At 58.8% G+C, this 22,165-nt stretch carries 19 protein-coding genes; 3 read left to right on the top strand and 16 right to left on the bottom strand.

The features are described 5' to 3' along the window. Positions 1-37 precede the first annotated feature (37 nt). The 5 genes from JZI28_RS04915 to ugpB all read right to left on the bottom strand — a co-directional run bounded on the left by JZI28_RS04915 (position 38) and on the right by ugpB (position 5,232). Positions 38-994 carry a glycerophosphodiester phosphodiesterase family protein gene (locus tag JZI28_RS04915; protein WP_353399500.1) on the bottom strand — a complete coding sequence of 319 codons (957 nt, stop codon included), beginning with the start codon at positions 992-994 and terminating at the stop codon, positions 38-40. Then, a complete protein-coding gene (locus JZI28_RS04910; RefSeq protein WP_375699418.1) occupies positions 994-2,064 on the bottom strand; it encodes a sn-glycerol-3-phosphate import ATP-binding protein UgpC in 1,071 nt (356 codons plus the stop codon). The genes JZI28_RS04915 and JZI28_RS04910 overlap by 1 nt, the downstream gene beginning before the upstream one ends. An 11-nt stretch (positions 2,065-2,075) precedes the next feature. Beyond that, positions 2,076-2,927 carry a sn-glycerol-3-phosphate ABC transporter permease UgpE gene (gene ugpE / locus JZI28_RS04905; protein ID WP_295450470.1) on the bottom strand — a complete coding sequence of 284 codons (852 nt, stop codon included), beginning with the start codon at positions 2,925-2,927 and terminating at the stop codon, positions 2,076-2,078. After that, positions 2,927-3,808, bottom strand: coding sequence for a sn-glycerol-3-phosphate ABC transporter permease UgpA (gene ugpA / locus JZI28_RS04900; RefSeq protein ID WP_295450467.1), 882 nt, complete (start codon positions 3,806-3,808; stop codon positions 2,927-2,929). The genes ugpE and ugpA overlap by 1 nt, the downstream gene beginning before the upstream one ends. A 122-nt stretch (positions 3,809-3,930) precedes the next feature. Next, positions 3,931-5,232 carry a sn-glycerol-3-phosphate ABC transporter substrate-binding protein UgpB gene (gene ugpB / locus JZI28_RS04895; RefSeq protein ID WP_297339230.1) on the bottom strand — a complete coding sequence of 434 codons (1,302 nt, stop codon included), beginning with the start codon at positions 5,230-5,232 and terminating at the stop codon, positions 3,931-3,933. 135 nt (positions 5,233-5,367) lie between these two features. On the opposite strand from ugpB, the gene JZI28_RS04890 reads away from it, so the two are divergent. Continuing rightward, a complete protein-coding gene (locus JZI28_RS04890) occupies positions 5,368-6,276 on the top strand; it encodes a LysR substrate-binding domain-containing protein (RefSeq protein WP_295450461.1) in 909 nt (302 codons plus the stop codon). A gap of 23 nt (positions 6,277-6,299) precedes the next feature. Here JZI28_RS04890 and JZI28_RS04885 read toward each other — a convergent pair whose 3' ends face one another. The 9 genes from JZI28_RS04885 to urtC all read right to left on the bottom strand — a co-directional run bounded on the left by JZI28_RS04885 (position 6,300) and on the right by urtC (position 15,941). Further along, positions 6,300-7,295 (bottom strand): LysR family transcriptional regulator, encoded by a 996-nt coding sequence (locus JZI28_RS04885; protein WP_375699417.1) that lies wholly within the window; start codon positions 7,293-7,295, stop codon positions 6,300-6,302. A gap of 30 nt (positions 7,296-7,325) precedes the next feature. Next, a complete protein-coding gene (locus JZI28_RS04880) occupies positions 7,326-8,348 on the bottom strand; it encodes an ABC transporter ATP-binding protein (RefSeq protein ID WP_348154727.1) in 1,023 nt (340 codons plus the stop codon). After that, positions 8,348-9,337, bottom strand: a complete 990-nt coding sequence (locus JZI28_RS04875; RefSeq protein WP_295450455.1) for an ABC transporter ATP-binding protein — start codon at positions 9,335-9,337, stop codon at positions 8,348-8,350. The genes JZI28_RS04880 and JZI28_RS04875 overlap by 1 nt, the downstream gene beginning before the upstream one ends. 5 nt (positions 9,338-9,342) lie before the next feature. After that, positions 9,343-10,287, bottom strand: coding sequence for an ABC transporter permease (locus tag JZI28_RS04870; protein ID WP_349387842.1), 945 nt, complete (start codon positions 10,285-10,287; stop codon positions 9,343-9,345). Further along, the gene (locus tag JZI28_RS04865) at positions 10,284-11,264 is read right to left on the bottom strand and encodes an ABC transporter permease (RefSeq protein WP_295450450.1); all 981 of its coding nucleotides are present in this window, start codon (positions 11,262-11,264) and stop codon (positions 10,284-10,286) included. The genes JZI28_RS04870 and JZI28_RS04865 overlap by 4 nt, the downstream gene beginning before the upstream one ends. A 195-nt stretch (positions 11,265-11,459) precedes the next feature. Further along, positions 11,460-13,016, bottom strand: a complete 1,557-nt coding sequence (locus JZI28_RS04860; RefSeq protein WP_348154734.1) for an ABC transporter substrate-binding protein — start codon at positions 13,014-13,016, stop codon at positions 11,460-11,462. 256 nt (positions 13,017-13,272) lie between these two features. After that, entirely contained in the window at positions 13,273-13,968 is a 696-nt protein-coding gene (urtE, locus tag JZI28_RS04855; protein ID WP_375699416.1) for an urea ABC transporter ATP-binding subunit UrtE, read from the bottom strand. Positions 13,969-13,971: 3 nt separating this feature from the next. Continuing rightward, positions 13,972-14,712, bottom strand: coding sequence for an urea ABC transporter ATP-binding protein UrtD (gene urtD, locus JZI28_RS04850; RefSeq protein WP_375699415.1), 741 nt, complete (start codon positions 14,710-14,712; stop codon positions 13,972-13,974). Continuing rightward, positions 14,709-15,941: an urea ABC transporter permease subunit UrtC gene (gene urtC / locus JZI28_RS04845; RefSeq protein ID WP_348154744.1), complete on the bottom strand. Its 1,233-nt coding sequence runs from the start codon at positions 15,939-15,941 to the stop codon at positions 14,709-14,711. The genes urtD and urtC overlap by 4 nt, the downstream gene beginning before the upstream one ends. Positions 15,942-16,181: 240 nt before the next feature. Between urtC and istA the strand changes: the two genes are divergently transcribed. Together istA and istB are read left to right on the top strand one after the other, a co-directional pair. Continuing rightward, positions 16,182-17,681, top strand: coding sequence for an IS21 family transposase (gene istA, locus JZI28_RS04840; RefSeq protein WP_375700067.1), 1,500 nt, complete (start codon positions 16,182-16,184; stop codon positions 17,679-17,681). After that, positions 17,678-18,436 (top strand): IS21-like element helper ATPase IstB, encoded by a 759-nt coding sequence (gene istB, locus JZI28_RS04835; RefSeq protein WP_274841184.1) that lies wholly within the window; start codon positions 17,678-17,680, stop codon positions 18,434-18,436. Before istA ends, istB begins: the two co-directional genes overlap by 4 nt. A 117-nt stretch (positions 18,437-18,553) precedes the next feature. On the opposite strand, the gene urtB is transcribed toward istB, so the two are convergent. Beyond that, entirely contained in the window at positions 18,554-20,461 is a 1,908-nt protein-coding gene (gene urtB / locus JZI28_RS04830) for an urea ABC transporter permease subunit UrtB (protein ID WP_375699414.1), read from the bottom strand. Positions 20,462-20,517: 56 nt separating this feature from the next. Continuing rightward, on the bottom strand, positions 20,518-21,798 hold the full coding sequence (gene urtA, locus JZI28_RS04825; RefSeq protein WP_295450433.1) for an urea ABC transporter substrate-binding protein: 1,281 nt from the start codon (positions 21,796-21,798) through the stop codon (positions 20,518-20,520). Positions 21,799-22,165 lie beyond the last annotated feature (367 nt).

Below are 22,165 nucleotides of genomic sequence, written 5' to 3'. Positions count from 1 at the left end.
CCAGTGTCAGTACGAGAACCTGTGCAAGAACCCGCGCCTAAACGGCCATTGCCGCCTGTTCCGTCCAAACATGGTCCAGCGCCAGCAACCTGCGCTGAACCCGGCCTGGGTAGTCGGTGACAATGCCATCAACGCCCAAAGCAATCATCCGGTCGATGTCTGCCATCTCATTCACCGTCCAGACCGCAACCCGCAGGCCCAGGGCATGTGCCCGCGCCACCTGCGCCGCGGTCACATCCAGGTAATAGGGGCACCACAGCGCGCCACCTGCCTGTGCCACCAGGTCAGGCGGGCTGGCGTCGGCCTCAGTCAGACCGGGGATCGCAGGGGTGGCGTGATCTTCGCCGATATCCGCTGCATTTTGCGGCATCTGCGTGAGAAAAGAGGTCGGCATTTCAGGTGCCTGGCGGGCACATTCCGCCAAAAGCGCCCAGTCAAAGCTGTGCATCAAGGTGCGCTGCGTCAGCCCCAGGGCGCGAACGTCAGCCACCACCGCCGCCACAACGGCGGCGCGGGCCGAGGCATCCTGTAGTGTCTCAGGGTCGGATTTGATCTCCAGCATCAGATGCACATCCTGATAGCCCGGCTGGGCAATCAAGGCACAGAGATCGCTGAGACGTGGAATGCGAGCGCCATAGAGAAAAGCTTGATCGGGAAAGCGCTGGCCGTATTCGCTGCGGCCATCCAGCCCGCCCACATCCATCTCGGCCAGATAGGCCCAATCCAGATCTGACACCCTGGGCTCTGCCCCCTGCAGCCAGTTGCCGGCCCCGTCCCGCACGATCGAGCCCGTCAGGCTGTGATTATGGGTGATCACCGGCACCCCGTCGCGGCTCATCACCACGTCGAATTCCAACAGGCGCACCCCACAGTTCAGGGTAAAGGCAAAGCCCTCCATGGTGTTTTCCGGCATCACACCGCGCGCACCGCGATGCCCGATCACCCGGATCAGACCATCGCCACCGGTAAAGGCCGCCAGCTGGGGGAACTGCATCACGCCTCCAGCCGTTTTTCGGTCTTGGGATCAAACAGGTGCAGCAGCTCTGGTGCGGCAGAAAACCGATGCTGCGCACCGGTCTGGGTAGACACATGCCCCGAAACCGAGGCCACCATGGCGTGGGTGGTGCCGCTGAGCATACCATGCAACAGCGTATTGGCGCCCAGTTGTTCAACCATATCCACATCAATGGCAATGGGGCCGTCTTCATCCGCCACCAGGTGCTCTGGGCGAATGCCCAACAAAACCGACCCCGCCTGTGCCTGTGCCTCAGACAGCTGCGGCGCCGCAAGTTTGGCGCCATTTGGCAGCCCCATGCCGTCGGCCTCAACCGTGGCGGGGATAAAGTTCATCGCCGGACTGCCAATGAAACCGGCCACAAAGACCGACGCCGGGCGGTCATACAGCTCAATCGGGGTGCCGAATTGTTCCACATAGCCACCATTCAACACCATCAGGCGATCGCCCAGGGTCATCGCCTCGACCTGATCATGGGTCACATAGATCGAGGTCACGCCAAGGCGCTGCTGCAGTTTGCGGATTTCCAGCCGCATCTGCACCCGCAGTTTGGCATCCAGGTTCGACAGGGGTTCGTCAAACAGGAACACCTGCGGATCGCGCACGATGGCCCGCCCCATGGCAACCCGCTGACGCTGGCCACCGGACAATTGCCGGGGTTTGCGGTCAAGGTACTGACGGATTTCCAGAATATCGGCGGCCTCTTCAACACGCTGATTGATCTCAGCCTTGGAGAGTTTGCGGATCTTCAGCCCGTAAGCCATGTTTTCACGCACGCTCATATGCGGATAAAGCGCGTAGTTCTGGAACACCATGGCGATATCGCGCTTTGATGGCTCCAGCTCATTCACCCGCCGCCCCGCAATTGCGATCTCGCCAGAGGTAACAGTCTCCAGCCCCGCCACCATGCGCAGCAGGGTGGATTTGCCGCAGCCCGAGGGGCCAACGATGACGATGAATTCGCCATCTTTGATCTCGCCCTCAACATGGTGCAGCACTTCGGTGGGACCATAGGATTTGGTCAGGTCGGTCAGTTTAATTTCAGCCATTGAGGGGCGTCCTATTTATCGGTTTCCGTCAAGCCCTGCACAAAGAGCTTTTGCATCGAGATGACGACAAAGATCGGTGGGATCATCGCCAAAAGGGCGGTCGTCATGATGATATTCCATTGCGGGCTTTGCTCGGCCGCCTCCAGCATCTGTTTGATCGACATGACGATGGTGGTCATCGAGGTATCCGTGGTGATCAGCAGCGGCCAAAGGTACTGGTTCCAGCCAAAGATGAAGAGGATCACAAACAGCGCCGCGATATTGGTGCGCGACAGCGGCAGCAGGATATCCCAGAAGAACCGCATCGGCCCTGCCCCATCAATGCGCGCACTTTCCAGCATCTCATCCGGCACCGTCAGGAACACCTGACGGAACATGAATGTTGCCGTCGCAGAGGCAATCAGCGGGATCGACAGCCCCCAATAGCTGTTCAGCATGCCAAGGTTGGCCACCACCTCAAAGGTGGGCAGGATCCGCACCTCAACCGGCAGCATCAGGGTGATGAAGATCATCCAGAAACAGGTCATACGGAAGGGAAAGCGGAAATAGACGATGGCAAAGGCCGAAAGCAGCGAGATGGCGATCTTGCCCAGCGCAATCATCATCGCCATGGCCAGACTGTTGAACAACATCAGCCAGACCGGCGCGCCTTCGCTGCCGCTCAGCCCAGAGCCAAACAGCGTCTGTTTCAGATTGTCCCACAAATGCGTTCCCGGCCACAGGGGCAGCGGCACCTGGTTCATACGGAACTGATCATGGGTGGCGGCGACAAAGGTGATCCAGATCGGCAAGGCAATGGCGATGACGCCAAGCACCAGCACAAAATGGGTGAGCAATGCGGTAAGTGGACGATTTTCAACCATCAGTATTCCACCTTTCTTTCAACATAGCGGAATTGGACAACGGTCATGGCAATGACCAGCACCATCAGGATCACCGACTGCGCCGCAGAACCGCCGAGATCAAGACCCACAAAGCCATCGTTGAAGACCTTGTAGACAAGGATCGTGGTAGAGGAGCCAGGCCCGCCTTGGGTCACGGCATGGATGATGCCGAAGGTTTCAAAGAAGGCGTAGACCATGTTGATGACCAGCAGGAAAAACGTGGTGGGCGAGATCAGCGGCAGGATGATGGAAAAGAACCTGCGCCCCGGCCCGGCGCCATCAATGGCGGCGGCCTCGATGACACTGTTCGGGATCGATTGCATGGCGGCGAGATAGAACAAAAAGTTATAGGCCACCTGTTTCCAGGCGGCAGCCATGACCACCAGCGCCATGGCCTGATTGCCGTTCAGGTAGTGGTTCCAGTCGATGCCGAAAAAGTCCAGAAAATAGGGAAAGATCCCCAGTGTCGGGTTGAACATAAACACCCACAGCGCCCCGGCCAGAACCGGCGCAACCGCATAGGGCCAGATCAGCAGGGTGCGGTACATCATGGCGCCGCGCACCACCCGCTGGGCAAATCCTGCCAGGATCAGCGCCACCCCCATGGACAGCGCCGCCACCAAGAGCGAGAAAATGGCCGTCCGCCAAAAGGCATCCAGATAATGCTGGTCCCCCCAAAGAGCCTGGAAGTTCTCAAACCAGACAAATTCGGACCCCAGGCCAAAGGCATCCTCAATGAGAAACGACTGATACATCGCCTGGCTGGCGGGCCAGATAAAGAAAACCAGCGTAATCGCCAGCTGCGGTGCCACCAGCAGATAGGGCAGTGGCGAAGAAGGAAAATGGACGCGTTTCAGCATGGAGTGCCCCGTGTAGTGCCCGGTAGAGAGTGGTGCCCGGTAGAGATGCGCCGCTTGCAGCAGCGCGCAAAACGAGACCATGCCGCCCGAGGGGCGGCATGGCTCAGATCATCACGCAGTGCTTATTTCGCGGAGCGTTCGAACTTGCGCAGCAGGGTGTTGCCACGCTCGGCCGCTGCATTCAGCGCGTCGGTTGCAGACTTGTCGCCTGCCCAAAGGGCTTCCAGCTCTTCGTTGATCACGTCACGCACCTGAACAAAGTTGCCAAAGCGCAGGCCGCGGCTGTTCGGGGTTGGTGTGTTCAGGCTCAGCTGTTTGATGGCGATGTCGGTGCCGGGGTTGGCTTCATAGAACCCCTGCTCCTTGGACAGCTCATAGGCGGCTGTGGTGATCGGCACATAGCCGGTTTCCTGGTGCCACCAGGCCTGCACTTCTGGCGAAGACAGGTAGGTCAGGAACTTGGCAGTGCCTTTGTACTCTTCGTCCTCGTGACCGGCCAGAACCCACAGGGTTGCGCCACCGATAACAGAGTTCTGCGGTGCATCGGCCAGGTTGGTGTCCAGCGGCAGCATGGTCTGACCAAATTCAAAACCGGCCTGGCTTTTCATCGAGCCATAATAGGCAGAGGAGTTCATCCACATGCCGCATTCACCATTGGTGAACATCGGCAGGCTGTCGCCGCGACGGCCACCGTATTTGAACAGGTTGCCTTCGGTCATCGAGGCAATGTCGTCCAGACGGGCAGCAACCGCAGGGTTGTTGAAGTTGAACTCAGTGTCGAAACCGGCAAAGCCGTTTTCCTTGGTACCCATTTCCATGTTGTGCCAAGCCGAGAAGTTCTCGATCATCACCCAGGACTGCCAGCCAAAGGAGACACCGCATTCCATGCCGTTGTCGACCAGTTTTTGTGCCGCAACCTTCACATCATCCCAGGTTTCTGGAACCGATGCACCCGCCGCGTCCAGCGCGTCTTTGTTGTACCACATGACCGGGGTGGAGCTGTTGAAAGGCATCGACAGCAGCTCACCTTCGGGGGTCTCATAGTAGGACACAACCGCAGGCAGGAAGGCGTCGCCATCAAAGGGCTCGCCGGCGTCTTTCATCAGCTGCTCGACAGGATAGATCGCGCCCTTGGCTGCCATCATGGTGGCGGTGCCGACTTCAAAAACCTGCACGATCTGCGGGTGTTCTTTGGCACGGAAGGCCGCAATCGCGGCAGTCATGGTTTCGGTATAGTTGCCCTTGTAGACAGGAACGACCTTGTAGTCGCTCTGCGTGGCGTTGAAATCTTCGGCGATTTTGTTGACGCGTTCGCCATTGGCACCGCCCATAGCGTGCCACCACTGAACCTCGGTTTCGGCAAAGGCAACACCAGCGGTCGAGGCCAGGATGGCCGACGTGCAAAGAAGTGATTTGATAGACATATGAGATCTCCCCGTTCATCTGATGCCCAAAGAGTGAGCAGAAACAGGCATAATGCAAGTGAAAGTTTTTTGACATCAGGCATAACACAATGTTATGAATAGCCTCAGATATTCCGTAAATTTGAGGCTAAGCCATTGAAATTCAAGCTGAGGCAGTTGGAGGCTTTTCAGGCCGTTGCGCAGACGGGGTCGGTCACCCGTGCTGCAAAAACTTTGGGCATCTCACAACCCGCCACCAGTCGGCTCTTGTCAGACTTTTCCAACTCGGTCGCGATCGAGCTGTTCCAGCGCAAGGACGGCATGCTGATTCCCACCAGCGAAGCGCGCTATCTGCTGTCCGAAGTTGGCCGGGTCTTTGACAGTCTGCGCCATCTAGAAGAACTCAACCGTGACTTGACGGATCGAACAGCCGGGCATCTGCGGATCGCCTGCCTGCCGGGCTTTGCCAGCTCTCATCTCCCCAAACTGCTCGCCAAGTTTCTGCAGCAACGTCCGGGGGTGAATCTCACGCTTGAGCCGGACCGCCCGGAGCGGATCCTGGAGTGGATCATAGGCGAACAATATGACTGTGGCATAACAGATGGGTTCACGGGCCATCCAGCCGTTGAGCACATTGATATTGCGATCAAAACGGTCTGTATTTTTCCACGCGGTCACCGGCTGGCCAAGCTGGAGCAGATCTCGCCGATGGATCTGGCGGATGAAAAAATCATTCACGCCCGCAAAGGCAGCCCGTTCTTCAACAGCCTGTCGCAGGCCTTTGCCGACCATGGTGTTCTGTTGAATTCCTGGGTCGAGGTCCGCCAGTTCTCAACCGCTTGCCTGATGGTGGCCGAAGGTCAGGGGGTCTCCGTTGTCAGCGCCCTGGACGCCGATCAGTTCAAATCAAAAAACGTCCAGTCCAGACCCTTTGACCCCGAGATCTCTCACTGGCTGTCCATTCTGCGGCCTGTCTCTGGCAGCAGGTCGCTGCTGTCGCTGGACTTTGTCGATACCTTCTTGGAAAGCCTGCAGCCCTATATCGCCGAGACCGCGTCGCGCTAGCCCACGGGCGCCCAGCCTATAGCCTAGGACGCCGCGTCGGGGGTGTCTGGGTTGGGAGTGCCTGGGTCGGAGTTATCTGGGCAGGGGCTATCTTGGAGGGTTGCGGCATCAGGGGAAAGCGCCTGCATGTCGCGCCACAGGCGGTTCAGCGTCGGTTTGCTGTTCTCCTTGTCCCGGTAAAGCCGGATCTCCAGCGCGTGGCAGTGTTGCGGGCCACCAACGATCTGCATCCGCCCCTCTGCCAGCTCTTCCTTGCACAGCTCCCGTGGCAGCCAGCCCAGGCCAAAGCCCTCGAGCACCATTGCCTTGACAGAATTGGCCAGCGCGCTTTGGTTCACCACCAGCATCTTGGGGCCGTCAGCATTTTGCCGCAGGGCGTGTTCCACCACCGAGCGCAGCGCCGAAACCGTCCCGTAGGACAACAGCGACACTGGTTTCTTGGGGGGGGCGTCAAAATGGTGCAACGGCCCTTCCGGCCCGGTCTTGGACACCGGCACAAAGCTGTCTTTGGTCAAGGTGATATAGTCACAATTCCCCAGCGCCAGCGGCGCCAGCGCATCCATGGACGGGTGCCAATAGGTCAGGATCACATCGCAATAGCGCTGCTGCAGGGCGGATACAAACTGATCCGCCGCCCAGCCGGTGGAGTTCAAGTCAATCTCCAAGCCCCCCTCATCGACCATCGGGGCGATGTGGGTTTTGTAATGGGTCATATACAGCGACTGGGAGGTGGCAAAACGAATGACATTTTCGCCAGCCGCATCAATGATCTGGCAGCGTTCCAGCGTCTCGTCATAGGTGCGCAGCATCACCCGCGACTGGGCGAGAAACACCTCCCCCGCCGGGGTCAGCGACAGCGGCAGGGTTTGGCGATTGATCAGCTTGACGCCAAACTCCTCTTCCAGCGCCCGAATGCGCCGAGAGAAGGCCGGTTGGCTGACATTGCGCTCTTCCGCCGCGCGCGAGAAATTCTTCTGCGCGACCAAAGCCTCAAAGTCTCTGAGCCAGGCTATGTCCACTGTGTCATTCCGTTCTGCGCCGTTTTGACCCTAGCCGTCCAGCCGGTCTTCTTCGACGGCATGGCAGGCCACCAGGGCGCCGTCTGGCTGCAGCTGGGGACGAGGTTTTTCATTCTGGCACCGGCTATTGGCATGGGCACAGCGACTTTCAAACGGGCATCCCTGGGGCAGGTTGATCGGTGTCGGAATTTCGCCACGCAATCGGATGTGGTTGGGATGGTCGTCTTTTAACTGCGGAACCGCCGAAAGCAAAGCACGGGTATAGGGGTGCTTGGGGTTCTCAAACAGTGTCGCCGTGTCCGACAGCTCACAGACCGAGCCCAGATAGAGCACCGCAACCTTGGTGCCAAAGTGCTGCACCACGCTCAGATCATGGGTGATGAACAGATAGGTGAGGCCGCGCTGGTCCTTGGCCTCCAGCATCAGGTTCAGCACCTGCGCCTGGATCGACACATCCAGCGCCGAAATGGGTTCATCGGCGATAATGAATTCGGGATCCACCGTCAAAGCCCGTGCAATGGCAATCCGCTGGCGCTGACCGCCAGAGAATTCATGGGGGTAACGCCCAGCCCAACTGGGATCCACACCCACCGAGCGCATCACCTCCGCCACCTTGTCGCGCACCTCGCCCCTGGACAGGGCAGGATTGTGATAGCGCACGGGTTCCTCCAGCGCCTGCTGGATGGTCATGCGTGGGTTCAGCGATGCATAGGGGTTCTGAAAGATCATCTGCATCTTTTTGCGCAGCGGCATCATTGCCCGGCGCGAGCGATTATCAATGCGCTCCCCTGCATAGTGGATCTCACCACCGCTGGGCGTCAGCAGGCCTGCAATCAACCGGGCCACGGTGGATTTACCACAGCCGCTTTCCCCCACCACACAGAGCGCCTCTCCGGCGGCGACCTCCAGCGAGATATTGTTGACGGCATGGACTTCGCGCTTTTCCTGAACCAGCTTGCCGCCCTTGAATTTCAGGGTTTCCAGAAAGCCACGGTCCAGCTCAAAGCGCTTTTCCAGGTTGTCGATCTTCAACAGGGGCTGAGGCGTCGTCATCAGTTCATCTCCTCAGCTTTGTCGCTGTGCAACCGGTTGACCTCGTGGCAGGCCACCTGAACATGGGTGTATTGCACCGGCTTTGGCGCCTCGGTGCGGCAGTGATCCTGCACATATTCGCAGCGCGGACTAAAGGGGCAGCCCTTGGGGATTGAGGTCAGCGAGGGCATATTGCCCGGGATCTGTTTCAACCGTTGGCCGGGTTTGGTCTGCTGCGGCAGCGCGTTGATCAGCCCCTGGGTATAGGGGTGCTGTGGGTCGTTGATGATCTCGCGGGTGCGGCCAGCTTCGATGATGCGCCCGGCATACATCACCAGGGTGCGTTCGGTCATCTGGCTGACCACGCCCAGGTCATGGGTGATCAGGATCAGGCCTACCTTGTTGGAGTCGCACAGCTCCAGCAACAGCTCCATGATGTCGGCCTGAATGGTCACATCCAACGCCGTTGTCGGCTCATCGGCGATGATCAGCTGCGGATCCAGCAGCAGGGCAATGGCGATGATGATCCGCTGGCGCATACCCCCCGACAGCTCGTGCGGGTATTGATCCAGACGCTCCTCTGGCGACGGGATATAGACCTCCCGCAGCTTCACGATGGCGATCTGTTCCGCCTCCGCCTTGCTGAGCTTGCGGTGCGCCATCAGCGTTTCCACCATCTGCTGGCCAATGGTCAGCACCGGGTTCAGCGTCACCATCGGATCCTGAAAGATCATCGCCATCTGATTGCCGCGAATGCCGCGCATCTTGGCCTCGGACATCTCGGCGATGTCGTCGCCCTGAAACAGGATCTGGCCACTGTCAATAAAGCCAGGGCGGCTGAGCAGGTTCATCAGGGCAAAACCGGTGATGGATTTGCCCGCGCCGGATTCCCCGACGATGCCCAGGCGTTCGCCCTTGGCCAGATCAAAACTGATCTGATTGAGAGCGGTTACGGTATTGTCGCGCATGGCGAATTTAACGCTCAGGTCGCGCACGGAAAGCAAGGACATTGCGCTTATCCCTTATACAGTTTGGGGTTCAGGGCATCCCGTAGCCAGTCGCCCAACAGATTGATCACCAGCACCAGAACCACCAGCACGATGCCGGGAATGGCGGTGATCCACCAGCTTCCCGAAAAGATATAGTCAAAGCCGGAAGAGATCAGCGATCCCAGCGACGGCTGGCTGGGCGGCATGCCAAGGCCAAGGAAGGACAAGGACGCCTCGGAAATGATCGCATTGGCCACCTGCACGGTGGAGATCACAAAGATCGGTGACAGCGAGTTGGGCAGGATATGGCGCACCATGATGCGCAGCGGGCCAAAGCCCAGCACCCGGGCGCTGTCGACATATTCCTTTTTCTTCTCGGCCAGAACGGTGGCCCGCACCGTACGGGCATATTGCGGCCACTCCGCCACGCCAATCACCGCAATCAGGAAATAGATCGCATACTGGTTGAAGGTCTCAGAGCCAAACATCGCCTGGGTCACCGCCAGAAAGATGATCGCCACCATCAGGGTGGAAAACGACAGCTGGATATCGGCCAACCGCATCAGCAGGCTGTCGATCCGCCCGCCCACATAGCCGGCAATCAACCCGATCGAGATACCAAGGAAAGCCTGCAGCCCCACCGCACAGATGCCAATCAACAGCGACAGGCGCGTACCATAGAGGATAGTCGACCACAGATCGCGGCCCTGATCATCGGTGCCCAGCATGAACTGCGCATCAGCCCCATCGACCCAGACGGGGGGATATTCGCTGTTCATAATGTCGATCTGCCCCGGATCATAGGGATCAAAGGGCGCAATCAGCGGCGCGCAAAACGACATCACCGCAATCACCATAAAGACGGCCAGCGACACCATGGCAACCGGGTTGCGCCGGAAGCTATAGCCGATATTGGAGTTCCAGATCTGCGCCCAGCGCGATGGTTCGGCGGTGGTATTCAGGCTGCTCATGCGCCCATCCTCGCAAGATTGACGGTGGGATTGACCAGCCCGTAGATCAGGTCAACGATTGTATTGGTGACAACAAAGATAAAGCCAACAACGATGAGATAGGCGACGATCAGCGGGGTATCGACACGGTTCACCGCCTCCAGGAACATGAAGCCCATGCCCGGCCACTGAAACACGGTCTCGGTCAGGATGGTATAGGCCACCATGGTGCCGATCTGCACCCCGCCGACGGTGATCACCGGCAGCAAAGTATTCTTCAGCGCGTGCACAAAATAGATCCGCCAGGGCCGGATACCCTTGGCTTTGGCGTATTTCACATATTCGCTCTGCAGCACTTCCATCATCTCGGCCCGGATCAGGCGGACAAACAGCGGCAACATGATCGAGGCCAGCGCGATCGAGGGCAGCAGGATATGCATCCAGCCATCCACCGTGGCAAAATTGGTGTCCCAAGAGCCAAAGACATGCACCACGTCCCCGCGCCCATAAGAGGGAAACCAGCCGTATTCGACTGAAAACACATAGATCATCAGGATCGCGGTCAAAAACACCGGGATCGAAATACCAATGATCGAAATCCCCATAACCAGACGGCTGATGATCGTATTGGGATAGATGGCGGTATAGACGCCCACCGGGATCGACAGGCCGATGATGATGACAGCGGCGCCCAGGACCAGCTCCATGGTGGCGGGCAGCTTTTTCAGGATCACATCCAGCGCCGGCTCTTTGAAGAAATAGCTGGTGCCCAGATCACCCTGCAGCGCATTGCCGGCAAAGCGCAGATATTGGGTGAGGAAACTGTCGTTCAGCCCCAACTCGTCGCGCAGCTCCTGGCGAACCTCTTCGCTGACGGATTGTCCGACAAGCTCTCGCAGCGGATCACCAAGGTTATCCTGAATGGCAAAACCGATCAGCGAGATGACAAACATCACCGCGATGGCCTGGAACACGCGTTTCACAAGGTAAGCAAACATGCTTTGGCACCTTCCTGGGGCAATTGGTAGTGGGGTCGTTCGGCCTGGAACGAAGAAGAGGGCCTGAGACAAATGGCAAAGGGCATCAAACCTCGCCTCCCTGTGCAGTCAGGAAGCATACCCTTGGCAAACTGTCTTGGAAAGAAGCCGGAACAGGTCACAATGACCCGCCCCGGCTGAAAGTTGGAACGTTCCTTAATCGACGACAAGGTCACCAAAGTAAGGGAAGTTCAGCGCGTTCACGATGGATTCAGCGTGAACACCTTTGCGCGCACCCCAAGCGAGGTTCTGCCAGTGCAGCGGGATGAAAGCGGCCTCGTCATAGAGGATGGTTTCCATCTGCTGCAGCAGCTCGGCGCGTTTTTCAGAATCGGTTTCCGAATTGGCCTTGGCCATCAGCATGTCAGCTTCTTCGTTGCAGTAGTTGCCCGAGTTATACTGCCCATTGCCGGTTTCTTCATTGAAGCAATGGCTCAGGAACTGGTGGAAGTTGGCCGAGTCTTCGGTATCCGAGTGCCAGCCGATCATCATCATATCTGCTGCGCGCTCGTCAAAGGCGGGCCAGTACTGGGCCTTTGGCATGGTCTGCAGGTCAACCTTGATATTGATCTTTGCCAGCATCGAGGCAACCGCCTGAGCGATCTTGTCGTCGTTCACATAGCGGTTGTTGGGCGCCATCATGGTCAGCTCAAACCCGTCGGCATAGCCCGCTTCGGCCATCAGTTCCTTGGCCTTGGCAACGTCAAAACGTGGGGTCAGATCAGCATTGTGACCCAGATAGCCAGCCGGGCTTGCCTGGGCGCCAACGGTGCCAAAGCCACGCATGATGCGATCGACGATACCAGCATTGTTGACGGCATAGTCGATGGCCTTACGGACGCGGGCATCTTTCAGCGCTTCGACACGGTCCTGGTTCATCTGGAAGGTGATGATCCGGGTGCCGGGCATGGTGATCAGGTTGGTGCCTTCGTTTTCGTCAACACGGGCCAGATCGGTGGGCGGAACCGGCGCGATGAAATCAACATCGCCAGACAGCAGGGCGGCCACACGGGTGGGGCTTTCCTTGATCGGGGTCAGGATGATCTGATCCACGTTGCCAGCGGTTTCGGTATCCCAGTAGCCGTCAAAACGGTCAAAGACCATCTTTACGCCCTGCTCCCGCGAGGTGACCACAAAGGGGCCGGTGCCGGAGACATTGCGCGAGGCGAAGCTATCGCCGTGCTTGACCAGCTCAGCGCGATCCTTGCCGTCGTCAGTGGTGCCCGAATAGAATTTGCTGTCCATCGGGAAGATATAGGTCACCGTGTGCAGCACCAGCGGATAGGGCTCCGAGGTGATCAGATCAAAGGTATTATCGTCGATCACCTTCACATCGGTGAACAGGCTGAAGATCCCCTTGAAGTCGGGGCTTTCTTTCAGGCGGTCAAAGGTCCAGTCGACATCCGCTGCGGTCAGCATGTTGCCAGAGTGGAACTTTACACCTTCGCGCAGGTGAAACCGCGTGGTGTTTTCGTCGATCTGCTCCCAGCTGGTTGCCAGACGGGGCTCAAACTGCAGGTCCTGGGTCCAGCGGACCAGCGGGTCAAAAGACATATGCGAGAACTGCAGCGTGCCCCCGGACAGTTGCTCATGTGGGTCCAGTGACACCGGATCGGCGTCATAGGCGACTTTGACTGTGACTTCGGCCTGAGCCACGGCGCCAAAGGCGAGCGACATCACACCAGCCGCAGCGATGCGGATAAATTGGTTCATTCTTCCCTCCATGTCGGACGCCTTGGTTGGCCTCCTGAAACAGTGAGAGATACCTAAGCCATGGCGCCCAACAGGGGCCAATGCCAATTTCAAATCACCCATGCAAATCCGGAATAGAGCGCATATCGCGCAGGCGCCAAACAGCAAACAGCGCCCTGCATACCACGATGCAAAGCGCTGTTCTGAATAGGCTATACCCCAAACAGGACGATGTGCCCCCTGCCTGCCCCCGGCGTCTGCGTTGGCCGATCTACCGCTAGACTGAGACCTTCGGCAGCACCTCTTCGCGGCTGGTGCTGGCCTTATCACCGTCAAAGATCACCTCGCCCCGGCGCAGCACCACGATGTGATCTGCCAGCTCATAGGCAAAATCAAAATACTGCTCCACCAGCACAATGGCCATGTCGCCGCGATCGCGCAGCAGCCGGATCACTTCGCCGATCTGCTGGATCACATTGGGCTGAATGCCCTCGGTTGGCTCATCCAGAAGCAAGAGTTTGGGCCGGGTGATCAGCGCCCGTGCAATGGCCAGTTGCTGCTGTTGCCCACCGGACAAATCGCCCCCGCGCCGATCAATGAAATCCTTCAGGATCGGGAACAAATCAAACAGCTCATCCGGGATGTGATGGTCGGATTTGGGCAGACAGGAAAACCCGGTTTCCATGTTTTCGCGCACCGTGAGCTGCGGAAAAATCTCGCGCCCCTGCGGCACCACGGCGACGCCTTTTTGCGCCAATTTATGCGCGGGCATCGCAGGTAGTTCTTCGCCATCCAGAACCATGCGCCCGCCCGAGCGCAGATGCTGGCCACAGATCGCCCGGATCAGGCTGGTTTTGCCCACCCCATTGGTGCCCATTACACAGGTCACCGCACCCGCCTTGGCCTCTAGCGAGACCCCATGCAGGATTTGGGAGTGACCATAATGCAGGGTGAAATCGTCGAGTGTCAGCATCTCTCAGCGCCCCAAATATACATCAATGACCTGGCTGTTTGCGGTCACGTGATCCAAAGAGCCTTCCGCCAGAACCGCCCCCTCGTGCAAGACCGTGACGCGGCAATCCAGCCTGCGCACAAACTCCATGTCGTGTTCCACCACCACAACAGCGCGGGTTTTGGCGGCCTCCACCAGAATGGCAGTGGTTTGCTCGCGCTCAGCCGGGGTCATGCCAGCGGCCGGTTCATCCACCAGTAACAGGCGCGGCTCTTGCGCCAGCAACATGCCAATTTCCAACCACTGTTTCTGCCCGTGGCTCAGCTCGCCGGATTTACGCCCCAGCGCATCTGACAGGCCAATCTCAGTGGCCAGTTCATCAACCCGCGCCAGGTCGGCGGCGGTGGCGCGATAAAACATCACCGCAAAAGGGCTACGGTTGGAGCGCAGCGCCATCAGCAGATTTTCCAGCACCGTCTGGTCCTCAAACACCGTGGGTTTCTGGAACTTGCGCCCAACGCCCTCACGGGCAATGCGGGCCTCGCTCATCCCCAAAAGCGAGATATTGCGCTCGCCCCATGTCACCCTGCCCTCGTCTGGTTTGGTCTTGCCGGTGACGATATCCATGAAGGTGGTTTTGCCCGCCCCATTTGGACCGATGATCGCCCGCATTTCCGCCTGACCAATGGCAAAGCTGAGGTTGTTGATTGCCTTGAACCCATCAAAGCTGACGGAGACACCAGAGACTTCCAGAAGCATGCTCATTCATTCGCCTCCTTTTCGCGCAGGGCGCCGGCGCCCGGTCCCAGATCGGCACCGTGACGGTCGGGTCGACGCCGCTCGCTCCACAAATCAACCAGCCCACCAATGCCGCGTGGCGCAAACAGCGTCACCAGAACAAAGCTGAGTCCCAGCACAATGAGCCACCAATCGACCCATTTCAGGGTATAAAAGCCAAGATTCACATCCGGTGCCTGACCGCCGGTAAACCAGGACGACACCAGGCTGACAAAGATGGCGCCGATCACCGCACCGTACAGGCGGCCTCGGCCACCAATGGCCACCCAGACCGCCAGATAGATCGAGGCAACAGGAGCAATTTCCGCCGGGTTGATAATCCCCGCCTGCGGATAATACAGCGCCCCGGCGATACCTGCGATAATGGCGGTGACAGTAAAGATGAACAGCTTGTAGCCCTCGACCGAGTAACCAAGAAAGCGCACCCGCGCCTCGTTGTCGCGAATGCCACGCAGCACCGAGCCAAACTTGCCCGAGACAATCCAGGCGGCAAACAGATAGCCCAACGCCAGGGCCGCCGCCGAGGCCCAGAAAAACCAGATCGACATGGTGGCCTGTGGCACATGATCCAGCCCCGGCAGGTTCTGCAGGCCTGACAGCCCATTGTTGCCGCGCAAGCCGCTATCGTTTTGAAACAGATACAGCGCCAGCCCCAGGGTCATCGCCTGGGTCAGGATCGACAGATACACACCGGTAACGCGCGAGCGGAAGGCCAGCCAGCCAAAGACCAGCGCCAGCACACCCGGCACCGCCACCACCAGCACAAGCTGCAGCAGCAGACTGTCAGCAAACATCCAGATCAGAGGGAACTCGCTGGATCCCACCACGCCGAAGATCTGATTGCCAATGGCATCGACAACCTCGCTCTCGGTGGCGGGGATCGGGGCCTCGGCCAGCGACGAGACAACAATCGCTTGCGTGCGGGCATACATCAGCCACATGCCGATCATGTAGCCGCCCAGGCCAAAGAAGGCAAAATGGCCCAGCGACAGGATACCCGTGTAGCCCCAGACCAGATCCATCGCCACCGCCACCAGGGCCAGACACAGCGTCTTACCCAGGGTTTTGACAAAGCTGGTGGAGATCACCCCGGCCCCTGCCCCTTCGGCCAACAGGGTCACGCCCAGCACGAACAGGGCCAGCACAGCCAGAAACACCAGGGTCGAGGGGTTACGTTTGAAGAAAGTGTCGGACATCGCTTAATCTCCCGCCGCCCGGCCTTTGAGGGCGATGATCCCTCGTGGGCGAAATTGAATGAAGACGATGATAAAGACGATCATATAGGTCTGTGCGGCCAGTGTGTTTGACGGGTTCAGCCACTCGACTGTATAGGGCGGTTGCAAATTAGGCCACGGTAGCGCCGGTATTTTGCCGGGGCGGGCGGCGCAAAAGTCGTCCACTTTTGCTCTCACTGTCTTTGCAGGGAGGGCCGGAGGATTTTCACCGTGGAAGTATATTTAGCCGTGCGCCGCGCGCATTTCGATGAGGGGCGCAGCAAACGTTCGATCGCCCGTGATTTTGGCCTTGCCCGTGGAACGGTCGACAAGATGTGCGCGTATTCGTCTCCCCCTGGTTACCGCCGGAGCCAGAAAGTTCGGCGCCCGAAGTTGGAAGCCTTCACCGATACAATTGACCAATGGCTTCTGGAGGATCAGAACCGTCCGAAGAAGCAACGCCATACGGCGAAGCGGATCTTTGAACGGCTCCGTGAGGAAGAAGGCTTTACCGGCGGTTATACGACCGTGAAGGACTATGTTCGGGGGCATCGTCAAAAAGCGCGGGAGATGTTCATTCCACTCGCCCATCCTCCGGGTCACGGGCAGGCCGATTTCGGTGAGGCCGTTGTCATCCTGGGGGGCGTGGAACAGAAGATCCACTTTTTTGCCTTTGACCTGCCCTACAGCGATGCATGCTATGTGCGGGCCTATCATGCGGCGACAACAGAAGCCTGGATGGACGGGCATGTTCACGCCTTTGAGTTCTTCGGGCGCGTGCCGCTCTCGGTGGTCTATGACAATGACAGCTGCCTTGTTGCGAAGATCGAAGCCGGAGGGCGGCGTCGGCGGACGCAGATGTTCACGGAGATGTTGTCACACTACCTTTTTGATGATCGCTACGGCCGCCCGGGCAAGGGGAACGATAAAGGCAATGTCGAAGGTCTGGTGGGCTGGTCCCGGCGCAACCTGATGGTGCCGCTGCCGGAATTCCCTGATCTGGACAGCTTCAATGTCTGGCTCGAAGAACAATGTCTGACACGGCAGTCGGCTGTCTTGCATGGGCACCGGGAGACGATCGGGGAACGGCTGAAGCGGGATCTGGCTGCCATGTCGCCACTCCCTGCAATGCCTTACCAAGCCTGCCACAAGGCAACGGGCCGGGTCAGCTCCCAATCTCTGGTGCGCTACAAATCCAATGATTACTCGGTTCCCAGCACCTATGGCTTACGGGAGGTGACGATCCGTGCGTTTGTGGATGTGGTCGAAATCGGCTGTGGTGGTGGGGTCATCGCCCGTCACGCCCGCTGCTACGAGCGCGAACAAATGATCTTCGACCCTGTGCATTACTTTGCCCTTCTGGAGACGAAGCCCGGGGCCTTGGACCAAGCCGCCCCTTTGGTCGATTGGGAGATGCCCGACGAGCTGCAAACCCTGCGTCGCCTAATGGAAGCGAGACATGCCCGCCAAGGGCGCCGAGAGTTCATTCAGGTGCTTCGGCTCCTGGAAAGCTTTGATCTGCCGACTTTGTGCGCGGCGGTGCGGGTGGCGTTGCAAAAGCGGGCGATCGCCTTTGATGCGATCAAGCATCTGGTCCTGTGCCAAGTGGAGCGCCGCCCCGCTCGGCTCGATCTGTCCCTCTACCCCTATCTTCCCCGGACTGCGGTTCAGACGACAAAAGCCGCGAGTTACATGGCGCTCCTGTCGGAGGGAGCCGCATGACGGAAGTCCCGGACCTTCTGCTGGCCCATCACCTCAAGAAGCTCAAACTGCCCACCGTATTGCGCGAATACGAGAAGCAGGCGCGACAGTGCGCCGCCGAGGGGAAGGATCACATCCAGTTCCTCCACAGATTGATCGAATTGGAACTCATCGATCGGGAGCGGCGTATGGTGGAGCGACGGGTCAAGGCGGCGAAGTTCCCGGCGCCCAAAAGTCTGGACAGTTTCGACTTCCAGGCAATCCCCGCCCTGAACAAAGCCAGGGTGTTGGACCTCGCCCGTTGCGGATGGATCGAGCGGCGCGAGAACGTGATCGCTCTGGGGCCAAGTGGCACGGGCAAAACGCATGTCGCTCTTGGCCTTGGACTGGCCGCTTGTCAGAAAGGGATACCGGTTCGCTTCACCACCGCGGCGGCTCTTGTCCATGAGCTGATTGAGGCCAGTGACGAGAAACGGCTCCTGCGCCTGCAAAAGCAGATGCTGGCACCCAAGCTGCTGATCATTGATGAATTAGGCTTCGTGCCATTGAGCAAAACCGGCGCAGAACTCCTCTTCGAACTGATCTCGCAGAGATACGAACGCGCCTCGACATTGATCACCAGCAACCTCCCCTTCGAGGAATGGACTGAAACGCTCGGATCAGAACGTCTCACCGGCGCACTTCTTGATCGGCTCACCCATCATGTCTCCATTCTCGAGATGAACGGTGAAAGCTACCGCCTCGCACAGAGCCGAAAAACAACCCAGAACAACTGATCAGGAATTGCCCCTCACGGGGCAATGCGCCCGGGAACCCGCTTGCTATGTGAGGAGCCGCAGGTCCCCGGGCGCCTCTAAAATCAAACAAACGGCTCAATCCAAACTGGCCTACTTTTACGCCGCCCTAATGGACCAATTTTGCGCCGCCCTTGACAACTCGACGCCTTTTTGGAAAAAGCCAATCATGGTGGCCCCTGCCAGGGTGCCCCAGATATTGCCAACGCCGCCAACAACCACGGTCATAAAGCTCTGCACGATGTAGTCCGAGCCGAGCTCTGACGTAACCTTGGCAAACAGCCCGATGGCGACGCCCGCGATGCCGGCAATGCCGGACCCCAGCCCAAAGGTGAGCATATTCACCCGCTCCGGGTTGATCCCCATGGAGCCGGCCATGGCCCGGTTCTGCGTCACCGCACGGGTTTCCAGCCCCAGCCGGGTGCGCCGCATGATGAACAGGAACACGCCCAGAAAGATCAGGGCCAGCATGAAGATGGCGATGCGAATATAGCTGATCGACACCACATCGTTGATGATCCAGGCACCATCCAGCCAGCCCGGCGCGGTCAGCGGACGCGCCTGGGTGCCAAAGATATTCTTGGCCAGCTGCTGCAGCGCAATCGAGATGCCAAAGGTGGCCAGCAGGGTCTCTAGCGGGCGATTGTAGAGCCAGCGAATAACCAGCCGCTCCATCGCCACCCCGGCAGCAAAGGTCACCGCAAAGGCCAGCGGCACCGCCACCAGGATCGACACCGTATGGTTGGGGATCACCTGCTGCACCACATAGCCGGTATAGGCGCCCATCATGATGAATTCCCCATGGGCCATATTGATCACCCCCATCACCCCAAAGGTAATGGCCAGACCAATGGCGGCAAGGAAATAGATCGAGGCCAGCGACAGCGCATCCAGCGTCAGGTCCACCGTCTGACCAATCGCCACCTGGGTGGAAATGCTCTTGAGCGCCTCCTGCGCTGCACTGGTAATAGCCGCCGCAGGTTCATCGTAGATTTCGGCAAACACATGCGCGTTCAGGCTCTGGGTGATTTGTTCAGCACTGACCAGCGCCGGGGCCAGTTTGGCCGCAACCAGCGCCCCATAGGCACGTGTCCGCGCGTCCTCTTGGTTCAACTGCGCCAACGGCACCCCGCCGACCCGGCCGCCGTCGATATGGGCTGCCAGCGTGGTGCGGATCTCATCACTTGAAACACGGGCCGGGGCCAGTTTGGCCGCAACCAACAGGTCGTAGGCCGCATCCTGTGTCAGCGCATCCTGCCCCGGTTCCACCCGGCGCGCGACATTCAAACCCGCAGGGATATCCCCGGCAAAGGCGCGCAGCTGGGTCGAAACCAGCGGGTTCAGCGTCGCCCGCACATCCAGCCCCAGATCCCCGGACAGGGATTGAATAGTGGCGACGCGGCGGGTCTCATCCGTGTCATAGGCAATGGTCAAAAGCTGCTCAATGCGGGTTTTTCGCGCTTTCAGAACCGGATCTGTCTCGCCGGGGATCGAGGCGCGCAGCGGCGCCAGCAGCGCGCCAGCGGGGGCGCGCTCAATGGCCAGCAATGCTTCCTGGCGGCGGGAAGGATCCGGGTCCGACAGCTGAAACTGCACCAAGGCGGTGGCGATCAGAGCCCGAATGCCGCTGTTGGGTTTGATCTGTTTCAGATCCGATTTGGCCGCATCCCCGATGGCCTCTCCGGTATCAAAATCAAACAGGCGATAGCTTTTGCTTTCCAGCTTTTCGCCGCGAAAGAACAGCCCGTCAGACTTACGCATCCACAGGGCCTTGACCTGCCAGGCCTGCAGCACGGCCTGCGCCTGGGGCAGCCCGCTGTCAGCGATCGCTGCAATCGCCGGGGCAATTGTCTTGCGGGAACTCTTCAGGATCAGCGCGCTTTGCTCTTGTAAGAGGCTCTGCATTGCTGCCGGTTGCGTCAAATTTGTCTGGGGGGAGACCTGCTGCGCCAGGGCAGCGAGGCTCGATAGAAGGACCAGAAGGCCCGCCAAAAAGGAAGTTCTCATGATGCTGGTGCCTTCAATGTCCCGCAGAGCCGAGGGGCCCTGCGGGACTGTTACGATCAGTAGTTCGAGTTCAGCTGAACGCAGGTTTTGGTTTCGGTGTTATACATGCCGCAACCGATGTCTTTCCAATCAGACATCAAGACCGCACTGTCAGGCAGGAAGTCGGTCCAGGCATCGCCGGGGACTTCGGTGGTCTGGCTGATGATGTCAAACTGGCCGTCTTCCTGGATTTCACCAATCAGCACTGGCTTGGCCAGGTGGTGGTTGGGCAACATCACAGCAGTGCCGCCGGTCAGGTTGGGGAATTCCTGCCCATACATGGCCGTCCGCACCGCATCCACATCGGCGGTTTTTGCCGCTTCCACCGCGTTCACCCACATGTTGAAGCCAATGTAATGGGCTTCCATCGGGTCATTGGTGACGCGCTCGTCGCCCATGGTGGTTTTCCAGGAGTCGATAAAGGCGGTGTTGGCCTCGCTTTCAGCCGACTGGAAGTAGTTCCAGGCCGCCAGGTGGCCCACCAGGTTCGAGGTATCCAGACCCGACAGCTCTTCTTCGCCAACCGAGAAGGCAACCACGGGGATGTCATCCGCCGAAATACCGGCAGCGGCCAGTTCTTTGTAGAAACCGATGTTGGCGTCGCCATTGATGGTGGAAATCACCCCAACCTTTTTGCCGTCTGCGGCCAGCGCCACAACATCTGCAACGATCTTGGACCAGTCAGAGTGACCAAAGGGGGTGTAGTTCACAAAGATGTCTTCGCTGGCGATGCCCTTGGACTGCAGATAGCTTTCCAGAATGTTGTTGGTGGTGCGGGGGTAGACATAATCGGTCCCCAACAGGGCAAATTTTTCAACACCCAGCTCTTCGAGGAAGTAATCCGTCGCCGGGATCGCCTGCTGGTTGGGCGCCGCACCAGTGTAGAACACGTTCTTGGAGCTTTCTTCGCCCTCATACTGCACCGGGTAGAACAGCAATCCGTTCAGCTCTTCGATCACCGGCAGAACCGATTTGCGGCTGACGCTGGTCCAGTTGCCAAAGATCACATCCACATCATGCACCGTCAGCAACTCGCGCGCCTTTTCGGCAAACAGCGGCCAGTCGGAGGCCGGATCGACAACAACGGCTTCCAGCTCACAGCCCATGACACCGCCGGCAGCGTTCTGCTGGTCAATCAGCATCAACATGGTGTCTTTCAGCGTGGTCTCGGAAATCGCCATGGTTCCGGACAGAGAATGCAGCACGCCCACTTTATACGTGCAATCCGCTGCCAGAGCTGGCGTGCTGAGGGCGGCGACAGCAGCTGTGGCTGCCAAAGTGGTTTTTAGATTGATCATGTTTATCTCCCGGCGGAGGGGGGTCGGGGGTGCTTGCGTCAACGCGCCTCTTTCCGTACCCAGTCCCCGCAACCTTTGTTGCACCCGTGTGACGGCCGGTCAGAGCTGCAATTCGTCTGGTCGTCACACACCCTTCAAAAACAATTGCTCCTGGCAGGCACATACAGTGCTTCTGCATCGCAGCAATTGAAGCAACGTGCGGCGCCGAGTTTTCCCGCGCCATACTGTAAATTGATCAAAAATTGGGCTGTACGGCGCTCTGCGCGCTAAAAAACAGGCAATGCGTTTTTCAAAAGCGGAATTTTGCAAGTTTTTGTGGAGCCTCCGATCGAAACTGCCGAAAAAAAAGGCAACCGACTTGCGGCTG

The sequence above is a fragment of the Pseudophaeobacter sp. TrK17 genome (assembly GCF_042192375.1).
Classification (GTDB): domain Bacteria; phylum Pseudomonadota; class Alphaproteobacteria; order Rhodobacterales; family Rhodobacteraceae; genus Pseudophaeobacter.
The sequence above is the reverse complement of the archived record's forward strand: the minus strand, read 5'-3'. Positions and strand labels throughout refer to the sequence as shown.